The sequence below is a fragment of the Reyranella sp. genome, assembly GCF_052439685.1.
In the GTDB taxonomy this organism is placed as follows: Bacteria; Pseudomonadota; Alphaproteobacteria; order Reyranellales; family Reyranellaceae; genus Reyranella.
In genome coordinates, this window is sequence record NZ_JBQVQG010000018.1 from 70,945 (window position 1) to 85,306 (window position 14,362).

Consider the following 14,362-nt stretch of genomic DNA (forward strand, 5'->3'; position numbering starts at 1 on the left):
CGAGGAGTTGTTCCGGCGTCGTCACTTCCCGATGCAGAAGTCGCGGAAGATCACGTCGAGGAGTTCGTCCAGGCGCACAGTGCCGGTGATGCGCCCGATGGCGCGCAGGGCCAGCCGGAGATCTTCCGCCGCCAGCGCTACCTCCGGCGCGTGCAGCGCGCGCGCCAGGGATGCCTGGCAGTCCAGCAGCGCCTCGCGATGGCGCGCCCGCGTGAGCGGCGGCGCACCGGCGCCTTCCTCCATCGCCGCCGACGCGGCCTGCTCCAGGCGCGCCAGCAACCGGGGCAGGCCGGTCCCGTCCCGGGTCGACAGGGCGACGACCAGAGGATCGTTGATCGCGACGAGATCGGCCTTGTTCGCCACGGCGATGTCGCGCCCAGGGTTCCAGCCTTCGGTCGAGTGCATGATCGCCTGCATTTCCGGACGCCAATCGCCCGAAGCATCCAGCACCAGCACGCGCAGGTCCGCCGCCACCGCCCGCGCCCGTGCCCGGCGGACGCCTTCCTGCTCGATCGCATCGCCCGAGTCGCGAAGGCCGGCGGTATCGGCCAGCACCACCGGCCAACCACCGAGATCGAGATGCACTTCGATCACGTCGCGCGTCGTGCCGGCCGTCTCCGAGACGATCGCTGCCTCGCGCCGGGCGAGCAGGTTGAGCAGGGACGACTTGCCGGCATTGGGCGGGCCGATGATCGCGATGGACAGCCCGTCGCGCAGCCGCTCGCCGCGCCGATCCTCGAGATGAGCCGCGATCTCGTCGCGCAGACCCGCGATGACGACCCGTACCGCCGCGGCCAGCCCCTCGGGCAGATCCTCGTCGGGAAAGTCGATCGCCGCTTCGAGATGGGCCAACGCCCGCAAGCCCCTGCCGCGCCAGTCCTCGTAGAGCCGGTGCAGCGCGCCCCCCATCTGCTGCAGCGCCTGCCGCCGCTGCGCCGCCGTCTCGGCCGCCACCAGATCGGCGATGCCCTCGGCTTCGGTGAGGTCGAGCCTGCCGTGTTCGAAGGCGCGGCGCGTGAACTCGCCGGGTTCGGCCACTCGGCAGGATCCCAGATGAGCCAGGGCGTCCAGCGCCGCCCCGACGACGGCGCGGCCGCCATGCAGATGGAGTTCGGCCATCGGCTCGCCGGTCTCGGTGTTCGGTGCGGCAAACCAGACGACGAGTGCCTTGTCGAAAACCTCCCCGGTCGAAGGATCGTGCAGGGCGCGCAGGACCATACGCCTGGGTTCCGGCAGGGGCCGCCGGGTGAGTTGCTCCAACGCGTCGCCCGCACGCGGTCCGCTCACGCGGACGACCGCGAGCGCGCCGGGATGGGCACGCGTGGGCGTCGGCGTGCCCAGCGCATAGATCGTGGCGTCGGTCACGTCCGCTTGGGCGCCGGTTGAGCCGGGCGCGGCGTAGGAGCAGCCGGCATGGGGCGCGCCATGACCTTGTCGGCGATCTTCTCGTACAGCGCTTCGGGGATCAGGCGCCGTTCGACCAGATCGGTCTTGGCCTTCAAAGGGCGGGCCCGAATGATCGCGTCGGCCCGCACCTCGCCGATCCCGTCCAGGGACATGAGAGCGTCGCGGCTGGCGCTGTTGAGGTCGATCAGGCCGGAAGCGGGCGCCGCCGGAGGAGGAGCAGGGCGCGCGCCCTGCGCCAATACCGGGCCGGCGCCGAACAGGATCGCAAGGGCTGCAAGCAGGACTTTGAACGACATGCCGGTCAGTATCGCACGAAATCGCCGGCGCTCGGGACCCGCCGCATCTGCCGGGAGAGGGAGGCGCCGTTCATAGGGCCTACTTTAGGCCACCCGCACCCTGTAGTATCCGCCCGCCATGGCACAGCCCTACGACGAAATCCCGGATCGCCGCGCCATCGTGCGCCGCCGCACCCTAGAGGAGGCTCTCGCCCATCTGGTCGAGGACCTGTCGGACGGCGGTGAGCCGCCACGACCGCCGGTGCTCGCCCTGTTGCGCGATGCGCTGACCAGGGGCCGGGCCGAGATTCGCCGTCGTTTCGAGGAGCCGGGCCCGCTCAAGAATGACGGGCCGGCGGTGCTGATCGCGACCTCCTATCTGATGGACCAGATCATCCGGGTCCTGTTCGACTTCGCCGACCAGCATGCCTATCCGGCCGCCAACCCCAGCGCCGCCGAGCGGCTGGGCGTGGTGGCGACCGGCGGCTACGGCCGTGGCGAACTGGCGCCACTCTCCGACATCGATCTGCTGTTCCTGCGTCCCTACAAGCAGACGCCGCGCGGCGAGCAGATCGTCGAGTTCATGCTCTATCTGCTGTGGGACCTCGGCCTCAAGGTCGGCCACGCGACACGCACGGTCGACGAGAGTCTGCGCTATGCCGAGCGCGACCAGACGATCCGCACGGCCCTGCTGGAAGCGCGTTATCTGTGGGGCGACCGCGCTTTGTTCGACGAGCTGCAGCGCGGCTTCGCGCAGAAGTTCTACGTCGGCGATGGCCGCGACTTCGTCGACGCCAAACTCGCGGAGCGCGACCAGCGCCATCATCGCATGGGCGATTCGCGCTACGTCGTCGAGCCCAACGTCAAGGAAGGCAAGGGCGGGTTGCGCGACCTGCATTTGCTCTTCTGGATCGCGAAGTATCTGTATCGCGTGAGCGAGCCCGGCGAGTTGGTCGCCAAAGGCGTGCTCACCAAGGAAGAAGCCCGCCACTTCGAACGGGCCGAGCGCTTCTTCTCCACCGTGCGCTGCCACATCCACTACCTGACGGGTCGCGCCGACGATCGCCTCTCGTTCGATCTCCAGCGCGAGATCGCCGCGCGCCTCGGCTATCAGGACCGGCCGGGCAGCCGCGGCGTCGAACGGTTCACCAAGCACTATTATCTCCACGCCAAGACCGTGGGCGACCTGACCCGGATCTTCGTGGCCGCCCTCGAGGACAGCCGCCGCCGCAAGCCCAAGCTCGCGGCGCTGTGGCAAAGCCTGCGGCCGCGCGAGCTCGAAGGCTTCCGCCTCGACGGCGAACGTCTGGCCGTCACCTCGCCCGATGCCTTCACCAAGGATCCCGTGGCGATCCTGCGTCTCTTCCACGTCGCGCAGGAGAACGACCTCGACATCCATCCCGCGACCTTGCGGCTGATCACGCAGAACATCCGGCTGGTCGACCGGCTGCGCAACGACCCGGAAGCGAACCGGCTGTTCATGGAGATGCTGACGTCGCGTCACGACCCGGAGACGACCTTGAGGCGCCTCAACGAAGCCGGCGTATTCGGCCGCTTCGTGCCCGATTTCGGCAGGGTCGTCGCGCAGACGCAGCACGACATGTATCACACCTACACGGTCGACGAGCACACGATCCGTGCCATCGGCATCCTCTCCAAGATCGAGTCGGGCGCGCTCAAGGAAGACCATCCGCTGTCGGCCGACGTGGTGCACAAAATCCTGTCACGGCCGGTGCTCTATCTCGCGGTGCTGTTGCACGACATCGCCAAGGGTCGCGGCGGCGATCATTCGCTGCTGGGCGCCGACGTGGCGATGCAGCTCGGACCGCGCCTCGGCCTCAGCGCCGCCGAGACCGAAACCGTGGCCTGGCTGGTGCGCTATCACCTCGCCATGTCGGCCACCTCTTTCCAGCGCGACCTCATGGACCCGAAGACCATCGAGACCTTCGCGGCCCTGATCCAGTCACCCGAACGCCTGCGCCTGCTGCTGGTCCTGACCGTGTGCGACATCCGCGCGGTCGGACCGAACGTCTGGAACAACTGGAAGGCCGCGCTCCTGCGCCAGCTCTACAATGCGACGGAGCAGGTCCTGTCGGGTGGCACGCTGGGCGGCGGTCGCGCCGAGCGCATCAAGCATATCCAGACCGAGGTCGCGAAGCGACTGCCGGGCTGGAGCGAAGCCGACAAGGAGGCGCATTTAGCCCGCGGCTATGCCTCCTACTGGCTGTCCTTCCCGATCGAGACGCTGGTCCGCCAGGCCGAACTGGTGCGGGGCGCCGAACGGGGAAAACAGCCACTCGCCATCGAGCATCGTGTCGACGAAGAGCGTTCGGTGACCGAGGTCACGATCTACACGCTCGACACGCATGGCCTGTTTGCCCGCCTCGCCGGTGCCATGGCGATCAGCGGCGCCAACATCGTCGACGCCAAGATCTTCACCCTGGCCAACGGCATGGCGTTGGACACGTTCTGGATCCAGGACCTCGAGGGCAAGCCGTTCGACGGGCCGCAGCGGCTGGCGCGGCTTGCGGCGCGCGTGGAGCTGGCACTGTCCAACCGGCTCGACATCCAGCGCGAACTGGACAGCCAGCGCGGCTCGTGGCCCAAGCGCGACCGTGTCTTCACCGTCGAGCCAAGGGTGTTGATCGACAACAACGCCTCCGACACCTTCACGGTGATCGAGGTCAACGGCCGCGACCGCCCGGGCTTCCTGCACGTCGTCACGCGGGCGCTCACGCGCCTCAACCTGCAGATCGCCACTGCCCACGTCACGACCTACGGCGAGCGCGCGGTCGACGTGTTCTACGTCAAGGACCTGTTCGGCCTGAAGGTCGTGAACCAGGACAAGCTGAAGCAGATCTCGGCGGCCGTCGAAAGCGGCATCCGCGAATTCGACTCGCGCTTCGACCCGGTCCCGAAGGCGGCTGAATAGCGCTGGGGGCCGTCACTCGGGCTTGAAGTTGGCTTCCTTCAGCAGCGCAGTGTTGGCTTCGACTTCCGTCTTGATGAAGGCCGCGAACTCCTTCGGGCCACGAGCGGTCGGGACGATGCCGAGCGAGGTGGTTTTCTCGACGAACCCCTTGTCGCTCGAAACCGCGGCCATGCCGGCGGCCAGCTTGTTCACGACGGCATCCGGCGTGTCCTTGGGCGCCCACACGCCGTACCACGAACTCAGGTTGAAATCCTTGAGGCCAACTTCGGCGGATGTCGGGATGTTCGGCGCGAGCGGCGTGCGCTCCTTGGACGTCACGAACAGGCCCTTGGCCCGGCCCGACGTGGCCAGCGGCAGCAGCGCCGTCCAGGGATCCATGAAGAACTGGACGCTGCCCGCCATCAGGTCGGTGTTGGCCGGCGCTGTGCCCTTGTAGAGGATCTGGTCGAGCGGGATGCCGATGCGCTTCAGCCAGGCGAGTGTGGCGATGTGGCCGGCCGAGCCGCCGGAGGAGATCGCCACGAAGAACTTCTTGGGATCCTTGGCGACCGCCGCCATGACGGCAGCATAGTCGCTGCCGGGCACATTGTTGTTGGCCAACAGCACCAGCGGCGCTTCGCCGGCCTGGGCGATCGGGCGGAAATCGGTCTGCGGATTGTAGGGGCAGGAGGGGACGACCGTCTTGCCGAGCACGAACAGGCTGGCATTGAACAGGATCGTGTAGCCGTCGGGCTCGGCCCGGCGGACCGTGTCCGAGCCGATGGTGCTGGAAGCACCACCGATGTTCTGGACCACGATCTGCTGGCCGAGCTTCTCCGACAGGAACTGCGCGGTGATGCGGCCGAGACCGTCCGTGCCGCCGCCGGGCGGGTAAGGCACGATCATCTTCAACGGCTTGCTGGGAAAATCCTGGGCAAGGGCGGAGCCGATGGACGGGACGGCGAGAAGCGAGGCACCCGCGGCGCCCAGCACGGTCCTACGACGGAGTTTCATGGAAGAGGGCCTCAGGGTTGCACCAGGACAGAAGATGCACACAATGTGCCATGTTCTGTCTCGCAAACCGTGCCTGAGACCCGTCTTTCGCTGATTTCCCCGCACGGAACACCCAGGGCCCGCGACGTATCCAGATGCTGGCGAAGCGTCGCCGTGGCACCCGGGGCGATGGGAGCAGGAACCCCCTCGCGATAGGCGGACTTCAGTTCGACGACGCGCTGTCGCCCGTCGCGCAAGGCCAGGACGAGGTCGACCTGGAGATAGTCGATCGTTTCGCCCGAGCTGTTCTCGACCACGAGGCTCGGTACGCAGTTGCCGTACACAGTGGAGTCGCTGCCCCTGGTCACGGCGATGCCGTCGGCGGCAAGGGCTGCCGTTGACGAGAGAACCCCACCCAACGCTACCCAGGCTGCCTTCATGGTCGCCTCCTGCTTTTCCTTACGGCGCTTGGAGCCTCTGTTCCCGGCGGGTCGCCAGCATCTGCAGGATCGTCGCCGCCGTCTCCTCGATCGAACGGCGGGTGACGTCGATGGTCGCCCACTTGCGACGGGCATAGAGCCGGCGGGCGTCCTGGATCTCGCCCTGTACCGTGTCCATGTCGGTATAGTCGGTCTCGGTGTCCTGCTGCATGAGCCGCAGGCGGTTGACGCGAATCTGCACCAGCCGTTCCGGATCCGTGATCAGGCCGACGATCAACGGCCGCTTTGCCTCCTCGAGTTCCGCTGGCGGCGGCACCTGTGGCACCAGCGGGACGTTCGCCGCCCGCACCCCACGATTGGCCAAGTAAACACAGGTCGGTGTCTTCGACGTGCGCGAGGGTCCGACCAGGACGACGTCGGCATCGTCCAGATCGTGCGTCGACTGGCCGTCATCGTGCGCCAGCGTGTAGTGCATGGCATCGATCCGGTCGAAATATCCCTCGTCGAGCTGATGCTGGCGGCCGGGCCACTGTTCGCTCTTGGAATGGAAATGAACGGCCAGCACGCTCATCGCCTGGTCGAGCACGCCGACGCAGGGAAGCTGCAGGCGCCGGCAATGATCGCGCACCACGTCGCGCAGTTCGGGATCGACCAGCGTATAGAGGACGGGACCGCGGTCGCGTTCGACCGCCTGCATCACCTTTTCCATCTGCGCCGGCGAGCGCACCAACGACCAGACATGCTCCTGGACGAAGATGCCCTCGTACTGAACGAGACAGGCCCGCGCGACGCTCGAGACGGTCTCACCGGTCGAGTCGGACACGAGATGGACGTGAAAATTGCGGTTGGCCACGGCCCGTTTTACCCCACAGCGACGCCGGGAGAAACGCGGGATTGATCCGGGCATTCCGGGGACAAAGGGCACACCCGTCGAAACGGCCCCGATTCGGGACACGACTCGCCTCACCCGTCCAATTCTTCGTCCCCTGCGTACACCTTGGGACGAATGACCTGCGAGTCGGGAATCAGGCCCTGGAGTCGCGTGGAATCGGTACGATCCGGTCCACAGCCTCCTGGGGAACGATCACCAATAGGGCGTATCCCCACATGCCACAGGCCCTACTACTGCTACTACCTAATATGAATAGAGTAGAAGGAAGCATGAGGGACAGAGCTTGAGCAGTGTGAACCCGAGGGGGAAGTTCCTCGAGACGTTGGCCGGAACGAGACATCCGACGCCACCCATCTGGCTGATGCGCCAGGCCGGACGCTATCTGCCGGAGTACCGTGCCGTACGATCGACGACGCGATCCTTCCTCGAATTCTGCTACACGCCGGACAAGGCGGTCGAGGTGACCTTGCAGCCGATCCAGCGGTTCGGTCTCGATGCGGCGATCATCTTCTCCGACATCCTCGTAGTGCCGGACGCGCTCGGCCAGAAGGTCTGGTTCGCAGAAGGCGAAGGACCGAAGCTGGAAGCGCTGACCGATCCTTCGCAGTTCGGCCGACTGTCACGCGCGCGCCTGCAGGAACATCTCGCTCCGGTTTATGAAGCGATCCGCCAGACGCGTGCCGAACTGCCGAAGGACACGGCGCTGCTCGGGTTCGCCGGCGCACCGTTCACGCTCGCCTGCTACATGATCGAAGGCAGCGGCAGCAAGGACTTCGCCAAGGTGAAGAAATGGGCCTATGCCCATCCCGACTCCTTCAAGCTTCTGATCGATCTGCTGGTCGACGCGGTGGTCGATCATCTCGGCCACCAGGTCGAGGCCGGCGTCGACGCGGTTCAGCTCTTCGATTCCTGGGCCGGCGTCCTGCCGGAGGAACAGCTCTTCCATTGGTCGCTCGACCCAATGGTGCGGATCGCCAAGGGTTTGCGCGAGCGTCATCCCGACGTGCCGATCATCGCTTTTCCGCGCGCCGTCGGACCGGCGGCCCTGATGTACCGTCTGCCCGAGACGTTCAGCGCCCTGTCGCTCGACACCGGCATCGGCGCGCATTGGGCGGCAAAGGAAATCCAGCCGCACATCTGCGTGCAGGGCAATCTCGACCCCATCATGCTCGTCGTCGGGGGCGAGGCGATGGAGCGCGAGGCCATTCGCATTCTCGACAAGCTCGGGCACGGGTCCTTCGTGTTCAATCTGGGTCACGGCGTGGTACCGCAGACGCCGCCCGAGAGTGTCGCGCGCCTCGTCGAGATCGTGCGCAACTGGAAGCCGGGCTGAGGTCCGCGCGATGAAGATTGCCATCGTCCTGTTCAATCTCGGCGGTCCGGATTCGCCCGAAGCCGTGCAGCCGTTCCTGCGCAACCTGTTCAGCGATCCCGCCATCATTTCGCTGCCGTCGTTCTTCCGGCTGCCGCTGGCGCGCTTCATTTCCAGCCGTCGTGCGCCCAAGGCCCAGGCCATCTACGCTCAGATCGGCGGCAGCTCGCCGATCCTCGGGCAGACGGAAGCCCAGGCCCGCGCACTCGAAGAGGCGTTGGGGCCGGAGCATGAATGGCGCGGCTATGTCTGTATGCGCTACTGGCACCCGATGACCGACGCGGTCGTGCGATCGGTGAAGCGATTCGCGCCCGATCGCATCGTCCTGCTGCCGCTCTATCCGCAATTCTCCACCACGACGACGGCGTCGTCGGTGAAAGCCTGGAAGGAAGCGGCGGCCGCGGCGAAGCTCAGCGTGCCGACGCAAACCGTCTGCTGCTATCCCGATGAGGAAGGGTTCATCTCGGCTTCGGTCGATCTCGTTAAGCAGGGTCTTGCCGAAGCGGGCGATCGTCCCGTGCGTGTGCTGTTCTCGGCGCACGGGCTTCCCGAGAAGATCGTCAAGGCCGGAGATCCCTATCAGGCGCAGGTCGAGCGCAGTGCCAAGGCGATCGCCGAGCGCATCGGCGGTCTCGACTGGTCCGTCTGCTACCAGAGCCGCGTCGGTCCCCTGAAATGGATCGGTCCCTCCACCGACGCCGAGATCCATCGCGCCGGCACCGATGGCAAGGCCATCGTGCTCTATCCGCTCGCCTTCGTGTCGGAGCATTCCGAAACCCTGGTCGAGCTCGACATCGAGTATCGTCATCTCAGCGAGAAGAGCGGCGTGCCGGCCTATGTGCGCGTTCCGACCGTGGGTACGCATCCCGCCTTCATCGCGGGTCTCGCGGACCGCGTACGCGCCATCCTGGCCGAACCGCAGGTCGCCGTCTGCCATGGTGCGAAGACGATGCCGTGCAGCGGCAGCCACCGCGGATGCCCGCTGATCGCCGGAGCCGCCTGATGCTCTACGAGGTGCTGAAGGCGCTGCACATCCTCTCGGTCATCGCCTGGATGGCCGGGCTGCTCTACCTGCCGCGCCTGTTCGTCTATCACGCCGATGCCGAGAAGGGCTCGGTTCAGAGCGAGACCTTCAAAATCATGGAGCGGCGCCTGCTGCGCGGCATCATGAATCCGGCGATGATTGCGACCTGGATCTTCGGCCTCGTGCTCACCTGGCAGGGCGAGTGGTGGCACTCGGGCTGGTGGCACGCGAAGTTCACCTTCGTCTGCGTCCTCACCGTCGTGCACCACCTGTACGGCCGCTGGCGCAAGGAATTCGCGGCGGACCGGAACGTGCGGCCAGCCAACTATTATCGTTGGTGGAACGAAGTGCCGACCCTGCTGATGATCGCGATCGTCTTCCTGGTGGTCCTCAAACCGTTCTGAGCGAGCTGCGCCCAAGCAACTGTCCGGGCCAGATCTTCCGTTCGACCTGATCGGCGACGATGTCGGCGATCGTCTCGCCGGCAAATCGTGTGAGGCGTGAGACCGGCCGGTCCGCCGGATAGGACAGGACCAACTGCCGGACCGGCGCCGGACCGGTCAGCGGCGCAGCGGCCAGGCGGCCCGCTTCGATGTCGTCGTGAATGGGCGACAGCGGCAGGATGGTCCAGCCATGACCATGACGCACCAGATCTTTCAGGGTGGCGTAGGAATCGGCTTCGACGGCGATGTGCAGTGCGATGCCGGCTTCCACGGCGCACTGCTCGACGATCGTTCGCAAGCCGTGACGCGTGCTGGGCAGAAGGATGCGCTTTCCGTCGAGGTCCTTGAACGGGATCGGGCGTTCACTGGAGAGGCCTGAGTCGGGTGGCCCGATCAGGAACAGCTTCTCGAGCAGCAACGGCTCCGACCGCAGGGACCTCGCAGAATTTGGATCGTAGAGGATGGCGACGTCGATCTCGCCACGATGCAGCCAGTCGAGCAGGTGACCGGTGTAGGCGCCGACCAGTCTCAACTCGACCTGCGGGTGGCTCTTTCCGAAAGCAGCGACCAGGGGGAGCGAGAGGATGTCTGCCACCGTCGGCGGAAAGCCGATCGAAATCCGGCCTCGCAGAGGAGCGTCGAGATCGGCAGCGGTGGCGCGGATCTCTTCCAGCTCCGTCATGACGCGCGTGGCGTGTTCGAGGATCTCCCGCCCCTTGTCGGTGAGCACCATGCCGCGCCCATGCCGGGTGAACAGGCGGACCGACAGTTCCTCTTCCAGCATCCGGATCTGGCGGCTGAGCGCCGGCTGGGCGATACCGATCCGATCCGCCGCCTTGCTCAGGCTGCCGAGCTCGGCGACGTGGATGAGGGTGCGAAGTTGGGAAAGCTCCATGGGAGCGATACAATATCGTTATATCTGTTCATTCCCAACAGTCGTCCAGTTTCGCTGCCGTTATAGCTACTGTGCCGACCGATCCTGAACCGGGAATGGGAGAAACATGACCGCCGCACCGACGCAGCCTGATTGGCGCGACCAGATTTTCGAGGTCTTCCAGGACCATGACGTGAAGCAGGTCTATCACGTGCCCGACGCCGGTCATGGCCGGCTGATCGAGGCCTGCCAGAAGTCGAATTCGATCCGCACCCTGGCGCTCACGACCGAGGAGGAGGGCATCCCGCTCGCCGCCGGCGCGTGGCTGGGCGGGCAGCGTTCGGTGCTGCTGATGCAGAGCTCGGGCGTCGGCAACACCATCAACCTGATGGGCATGCCCAAGACGCTGCGCTTTCCGTTCCTGACCCTGATCACGATGCGCGGCGACTGGGGCGAGTTCAATTCCTGGCAGTACCCGATGGGCCAGGGCACGCCGAAGGTGCTCGAGGCGATGGGCGTGCTGCTCTACTCCGTCGACAATGCCGCCGAGGTGAAGACCACCGTCGACGCCGCCGCGCGTTCGGCCTTCAACGGCGGCCAGGCCGTCGCCGTGTTGCTGCGCCAGAAGCTGATCGGCATCAAGAATTTCGGGAAGAAGTGAGATGAGCCCCAACAAGTCAGGCGCAACGTTGCAGCGCCGCCCGCTGGTCAAGCAGCTCCTCGATAATGCCGGTGACGACCTGCTGGTCATCGCGGGCCTCGGCTCGTCGAACTGGGACATCACCGCCGCCGGCGACCGTCCGCTCAACATGCCGCTATGGGGCTCGATGGGTGCCCCGGTCGGCATGGGCCTCGGCCTGGCCCTGGCGCAGCCCACCAAGCGCGTGCTGGTCATCACCGGCGACGGCGACATGCTGATGAGCCTCGGCTCGCTCGCCACCGTGGCGACGCAGATGCCGGAGAACCTGGCGATCGTCGTACTCGACAACGAGAAGTTCGGCGAGACCGGCAACCAGGCCACGCACACCAGCCCGCGCAACAACGGCCCGACCGATTCCGGCGCCGGCACCGATCTCGCCATGATCGCCCGCGGCTGCGGCATCGCCGACGCCACGACCGTGCGCGAGTCGAGCGAGGTCGCAGAGTTGGTGAAGGACGTCCGTACCAAGAAGGGTCCGGTGTTCCGGCTCGTGAAGGTCATGGTAGAGAAGCTGGAGTTCGTGATGCCGCCGCAGGACGGTGCGCATCTCAAGGACCGTTTCCGCCAGGCCCTGCTGGGTCACCCTTAAGAGGCCGCCATGACCGACTACACTCCCTTCCCGCTGATCGATCTGTCCGGCGGCCCCAGGGAGCGGGGTCGGATTCACGGCAAGGCCGCCGCCGATCGCCTGCGGCGCGGGGCGAAGATGTACGCCGAGTCGCTGCTCAAGTCGGGCGTCGACTGGAAGGAACTGGAGCGGCGCGCCGAGGCCATGGTGCCGCTGATCGACAAGTTCGATCCGACCTATACCGAGGAAATGCGCGGCATCGCCGAAGGCGCCAACGAGCCTTTCGCCGCCGTCGTGCTGATGAACGCCCGCACCGAGATGGTGGTCGCGGCACGCAAGCAGCAGGCCGCCAAGCACTTTCCCGACGGCTGTACGGCGGCGCTCGCACTGCCCGAGGCCAGCGCCGACGGTGTGCTGCTGCATGGTCAGAACTGGGATTGGCGCTCGGAGTGTGCCGAGAACGGCGTGGTGTTGCGCATCCGTCGCGATGACGGGCCCGATATCCTGACCTTCACCGAAGCGGGCGGACTCGCGCGCTCGGGTCTCAACTCGGCCGGCATCGGCCTCACGGCCAACGCGCTGGAATGCGATCGCGACTATCAGCGCGGTCCGGGCGTGCCGCTGCCCTTCATCCGCCGCAAGGTGCTGGAGGCCGCTCATCTTGCTCACGCGGTGCAGACGATCGTGTCGACGCCCAAGCCCGGGTCGAACCACATGGCGGTAAGTCACTGTGACGGCGAGGCCTTCGGATTCGAATGCGCGCCCGACGACACGTTCTGGATCGCGCCAGACCGCGGCCTCTACGTCCATGCCAACCACTGGATCGCCGATTCGGCGCGCGCCAAGGTGAAGGATACCGGCCTCGCCGAGACGCCGGACTCGATCTATCGCGACAAGCGGGTGCGCGACCAACTCTCGCCCAAGCGCGGCAAGCTCACCCTGGAAGATTTCCGTCAGGCCTTCTTCGACGATTGGGGCACGCCCTATTCGGTGTGCCGTCCGCCGCGCCTCAACTCACGCGGCGTCTCGACGGCAACCACGGCCATGATCCTGATGCGCCCGGCCGAGGGCCATCTCGAAGCCTGCCCGATGCCGGCGCTGAACCGCCAGTTCACGACCTACACGCTCACGCCCGATCGCCTCGCGCAGAAGCAGGCGGCGGAGTAGCCCTCTGTCGTCCTGGGCGCAGCGAAGGACCTGACGGAACGAGCAAAGGACACCCTGGCGGGCGCGAGACCTTCACTGCGCTCAGGATGACAAGAGAAAAAGAGAGCGCAGCGGAGCGACGACGGGCTTTCTAACCCGGATACCACGCCGGCTTGCGCTTCTCCCTGAAGCTGGCGAGGCCTTCGGTAGCCTCGTCCTGCTGGCGGGTGCGGGCGTGTTCGTCGATCAGGTCGCGCAGTTCGCCGTCGTCGACGAAGGCGCGGGCCGAGGCGAGCGAGCGCAACTTGGTCGCGGTGGTGGCGCGCGGTGCGTTCATCAGGACGGCCTCGACGATCTTCTCTCCGGCTTCAGAGAGACCGCCCACCGGGCAGACTTCATGCACAAGGCCGAGACGGCGTGCGTCGTGGGCGCCGAAGCGTTCGCCGGTCAGTGCGTAGCGGCGCGTCTGGCGCAGGCCGATCGCCTGGCAGAGCTGCGGCAGGATGATGCCGGCCATCAGGCCCCAGCGCGTCTCGCTGATGGAGAAGAGCGCATCCTCCTGCGCCACGACGACGTCGCAGGCTGCCGCGATGCCGGTGCCGCCGCCGAAGCAGCCGCCCTGGATCAGGGCGAGCGTGGGGACGGGGCAGGTGTCGAGTCGCTTGACGGCCTCGGCGGTGAGTCGGCTCACCTTCTCGTTCTCGGCGGGCGACTGTGTGGCGACGCCGGTGATCCACGACAGATCGGCACCCGCCTGGAAATGCTTGCCGTTGCCCCGGAGCACGACGATGCGCAGGTTGCTTTCGCCACCCAGGGAATCCATGGCGTCGTGCAGGCCCTGGATGAGGTCGCCGTTATAAGCGTTGTTCACCTTCGGCCGGTTCAAGGTGACGGTAGCCACGCCACGGCGGTCGATCTCCCAGAGAACGGTATCGTTCGACATCGACATCACTCGGCCTTCATGTAGCTGTCCTTGAGGGCGATCTTGCCGTCCTTCACCTCGTAGAGGTCGATACCGTAGCGATCGAACGGCTTGCCGGCATGATCGATGCCGGTAGCGCGGAAAGTGCCGAACAGCTTGTCGCCGGCGCGATGGATGCTGGCCTCGGAGAAACGCACCTCGCGATGCGCCGTGCTCTTGTCGGCAAAGTGCGCGCGCAGCGCCTCCTTGCCCTTGAGCACCCGACCGGTCGGCGATCCACCCGTATTGAGGCGCCATTCGAAATCGTCGGTCACGCACTCGGCGATCGAATCGACATCGGCCTTGTTGAAGGCCTTGCCGAAGCGGCGGAACAGGTCGTCGATGGCGTCGGCCAT

At 66.3% G+C, this 14,362-nt stretch carries 15 protein-coding genes; 7 read left to right on the forward strand and 8 right to left on the reverse strand.

Annotated elements, in window-relative coordinates:
• Positions 1-21: 21 nt before the first annotated feature.
• The gene (gene mnmE, locus ACT6UX_RS20895) at positions 22-1,365 is read right to left on the reverse strand and encodes a tRNA uridine-5-carboxymethylaminomethyl(34) synthesis GTPase MnmE (RefSeq protein WP_444777079.1); all 1,344 of its coding nucleotides are present in this window, start codon (positions 1,363-1,365) and stop codon (positions 22-24) included.
• On the reverse strand, positions 1,362-1,703 hold the full coding sequence (locus ACT6UX_RS20900; protein ID WP_444777080.1) for a ComEA family DNA-binding protein: 342 nt from the start codon (positions 1,701-1,703) through the stop codon (positions 1,362-1,364). Before ACT6UX_RS20900 ends, mnmE begins: the two co-directional genes overlap by 4 nt.
• Positions 1,704-1,821: 118 nt before the next feature.
• On the opposite strand from ACT6UX_RS20900, the gene ACT6UX_RS20905 reads away from it, so the two are divergent.
• Positions 1,822-4,614 (forward strand): [protein-PII] uridylyltransferase, encoded by a 2,793-nt coding sequence (locus tag ACT6UX_RS20905; protein ID WP_444777081.1) that lies wholly within the window; start codon positions 1,822-1,824, stop codon positions 4,612-4,614.
• A gap of 12 nt (positions 4,615-4,626) precedes the next feature.
• On the opposite strand, the gene ACT6UX_RS20910 is transcribed toward ACT6UX_RS20905, so the two are convergent.
• The 3 genes from ACT6UX_RS20910 to ACT6UX_RS20920 are packed head-to-tail and all read right to left on the reverse strand — an operon-like array spanning position 4,627 to position 6,879.
• The gene (locus ACT6UX_RS20910; protein ID WP_444777082.1) at positions 4,627-5,607 is read right to left on the reverse strand and encodes a Bug family tripartite tricarboxylate transporter substrate binding protein; all 981 of its coding nucleotides are present in this window, start codon (positions 5,605-5,607) and stop codon (positions 4,627-4,629) included.
• Between the two features lie 11 nt (positions 5,608-5,618).
• Positions 5,619-6,026, reverse strand: coding sequence for a hypothetical protein (locus ACT6UX_RS20915; RefSeq protein ID WP_444777083.1), 408 nt, complete (start codon positions 6,024-6,026; stop codon positions 5,619-5,621).
• 19 nt (positions 6,027-6,045) lie between these two features.
• Positions 6,046-6,879, reverse strand: coding sequence for a pyruvate, water dikinase regulatory protein (locus ACT6UX_RS20920; protein WP_444777084.1), 834 nt, complete (start codon positions 6,877-6,879; stop codon positions 6,046-6,048).
• A 331-nt stretch (positions 6,880-7,210) separates the two neighbouring features.
• Between ACT6UX_RS20920 and hemE the strand changes: the two genes are divergently transcribed.
• The 3 genes from hemE to hemJ are packed head-to-tail and all read left to right on the forward strand — an operon-like array spanning position 7,211 to position 9,718.
• Positions 7,211-8,251: a uroporphyrinogen decarboxylase gene (gene hemE, locus ACT6UX_RS20925; RefSeq protein ID WP_444777120.1), complete on the forward strand. Its 1,041-nt coding sequence runs from the start codon at positions 7,211-7,213 to the stop codon at positions 8,249-8,251.
• 10 nt (positions 8,252-8,261) lie between these two features.
• Positions 8,262-9,293: a ferrochelatase gene (gene hemH, locus ACT6UX_RS20930; protein ID WP_444777085.1), complete on the forward strand. Its 1,032-nt coding sequence runs from the start codon at positions 8,262-8,264 to the stop codon at positions 9,291-9,293.
• A complete protein-coding gene (gene hemJ, locus ACT6UX_RS20935) occupies positions 9,293-9,718 on the forward strand; it encodes a protoporphyrinogen oxidase HemJ (protein ID WP_444777086.1) in 426 nt (141 codons plus the stop codon). Before hemH ends, hemJ begins: the two co-directional genes overlap by 1 nt.
• Here the strand turns inward: hemJ and ACT6UX_RS20940 are convergent.
• The gene (locus tag ACT6UX_RS20940; RefSeq protein WP_444777087.1) at positions 9,705-10,652 is read right to left on the reverse strand and encodes a LysR substrate-binding domain-containing protein; all 948 of its coding nucleotides are present in this window, start codon (positions 10,650-10,652) and stop codon (positions 9,705-9,707) included. The two genes, hemJ and ACT6UX_RS20940, sit on opposite strands and share 14 nt — an antisense overlap.
• A 106-nt stretch (positions 10,653-10,758) precedes the next feature.
• Between ACT6UX_RS20940 and ACT6UX_RS20945 the strand changes: the two genes are divergently transcribed.
• Genes ACT6UX_RS20945 through ACT6UX_RS20955 form a run of 3 tightly spaced genes read left to right on the forward strand, consistent with a single transcriptional unit; the run spans position 10,759 to position 13,066 of the window.
• Entirely contained in the window at positions 10,759-11,292 is a 534-nt protein-coding gene (locus tag ACT6UX_RS20945; protein WP_444777088.1) for a phosphonopyruvate decarboxylase, read from the forward strand.
• A gap of 1 nt (position 11,293) precedes the next feature.
• Positions 11,294-11,920 carry a thiamine pyrophosphate-dependent enzyme gene (locus ACT6UX_RS20950; RefSeq protein WP_444777089.1) on the forward strand — a complete coding sequence of 209 codons (627 nt, stop codon included), beginning with the start codon at positions 11,294-11,296 and terminating at the stop codon, positions 11,918-11,920.
• Positions 11,921-11,929: 9 nt separating this feature from the next.
• Positions 11,930-13,066 (forward strand): C45 family autoproteolytic acyltransferase/hydolase, encoded by a 1,137-nt coding sequence (locus ACT6UX_RS20955; RefSeq protein ID WP_444777090.1) that lies wholly within the window; start codon positions 11,930-11,932, stop codon positions 13,064-13,066.
• A gap of 130 nt (positions 13,067-13,196) precedes the next feature.
• Here the strand turns inward: ACT6UX_RS20955 and ACT6UX_RS20960 are convergent, their stop codons facing one another.
• Positions 13,197-13,988, reverse strand: a complete 792-nt coding sequence (locus ACT6UX_RS20960) for an enoyl-CoA hydratase-related protein (protein WP_444777091.1) — start codon at positions 13,986-13,988, stop codon at positions 13,197-13,199.
• Between the two features lie 5 nt (positions 13,989-13,993).
• A complete protein-coding gene (locus ACT6UX_RS20965) occupies positions 13,994-14,362 on the reverse strand; it encodes a nuclear transport factor 2 family protein (protein ID WP_444777092.1) in 369 nt (122 codons plus the stop codon).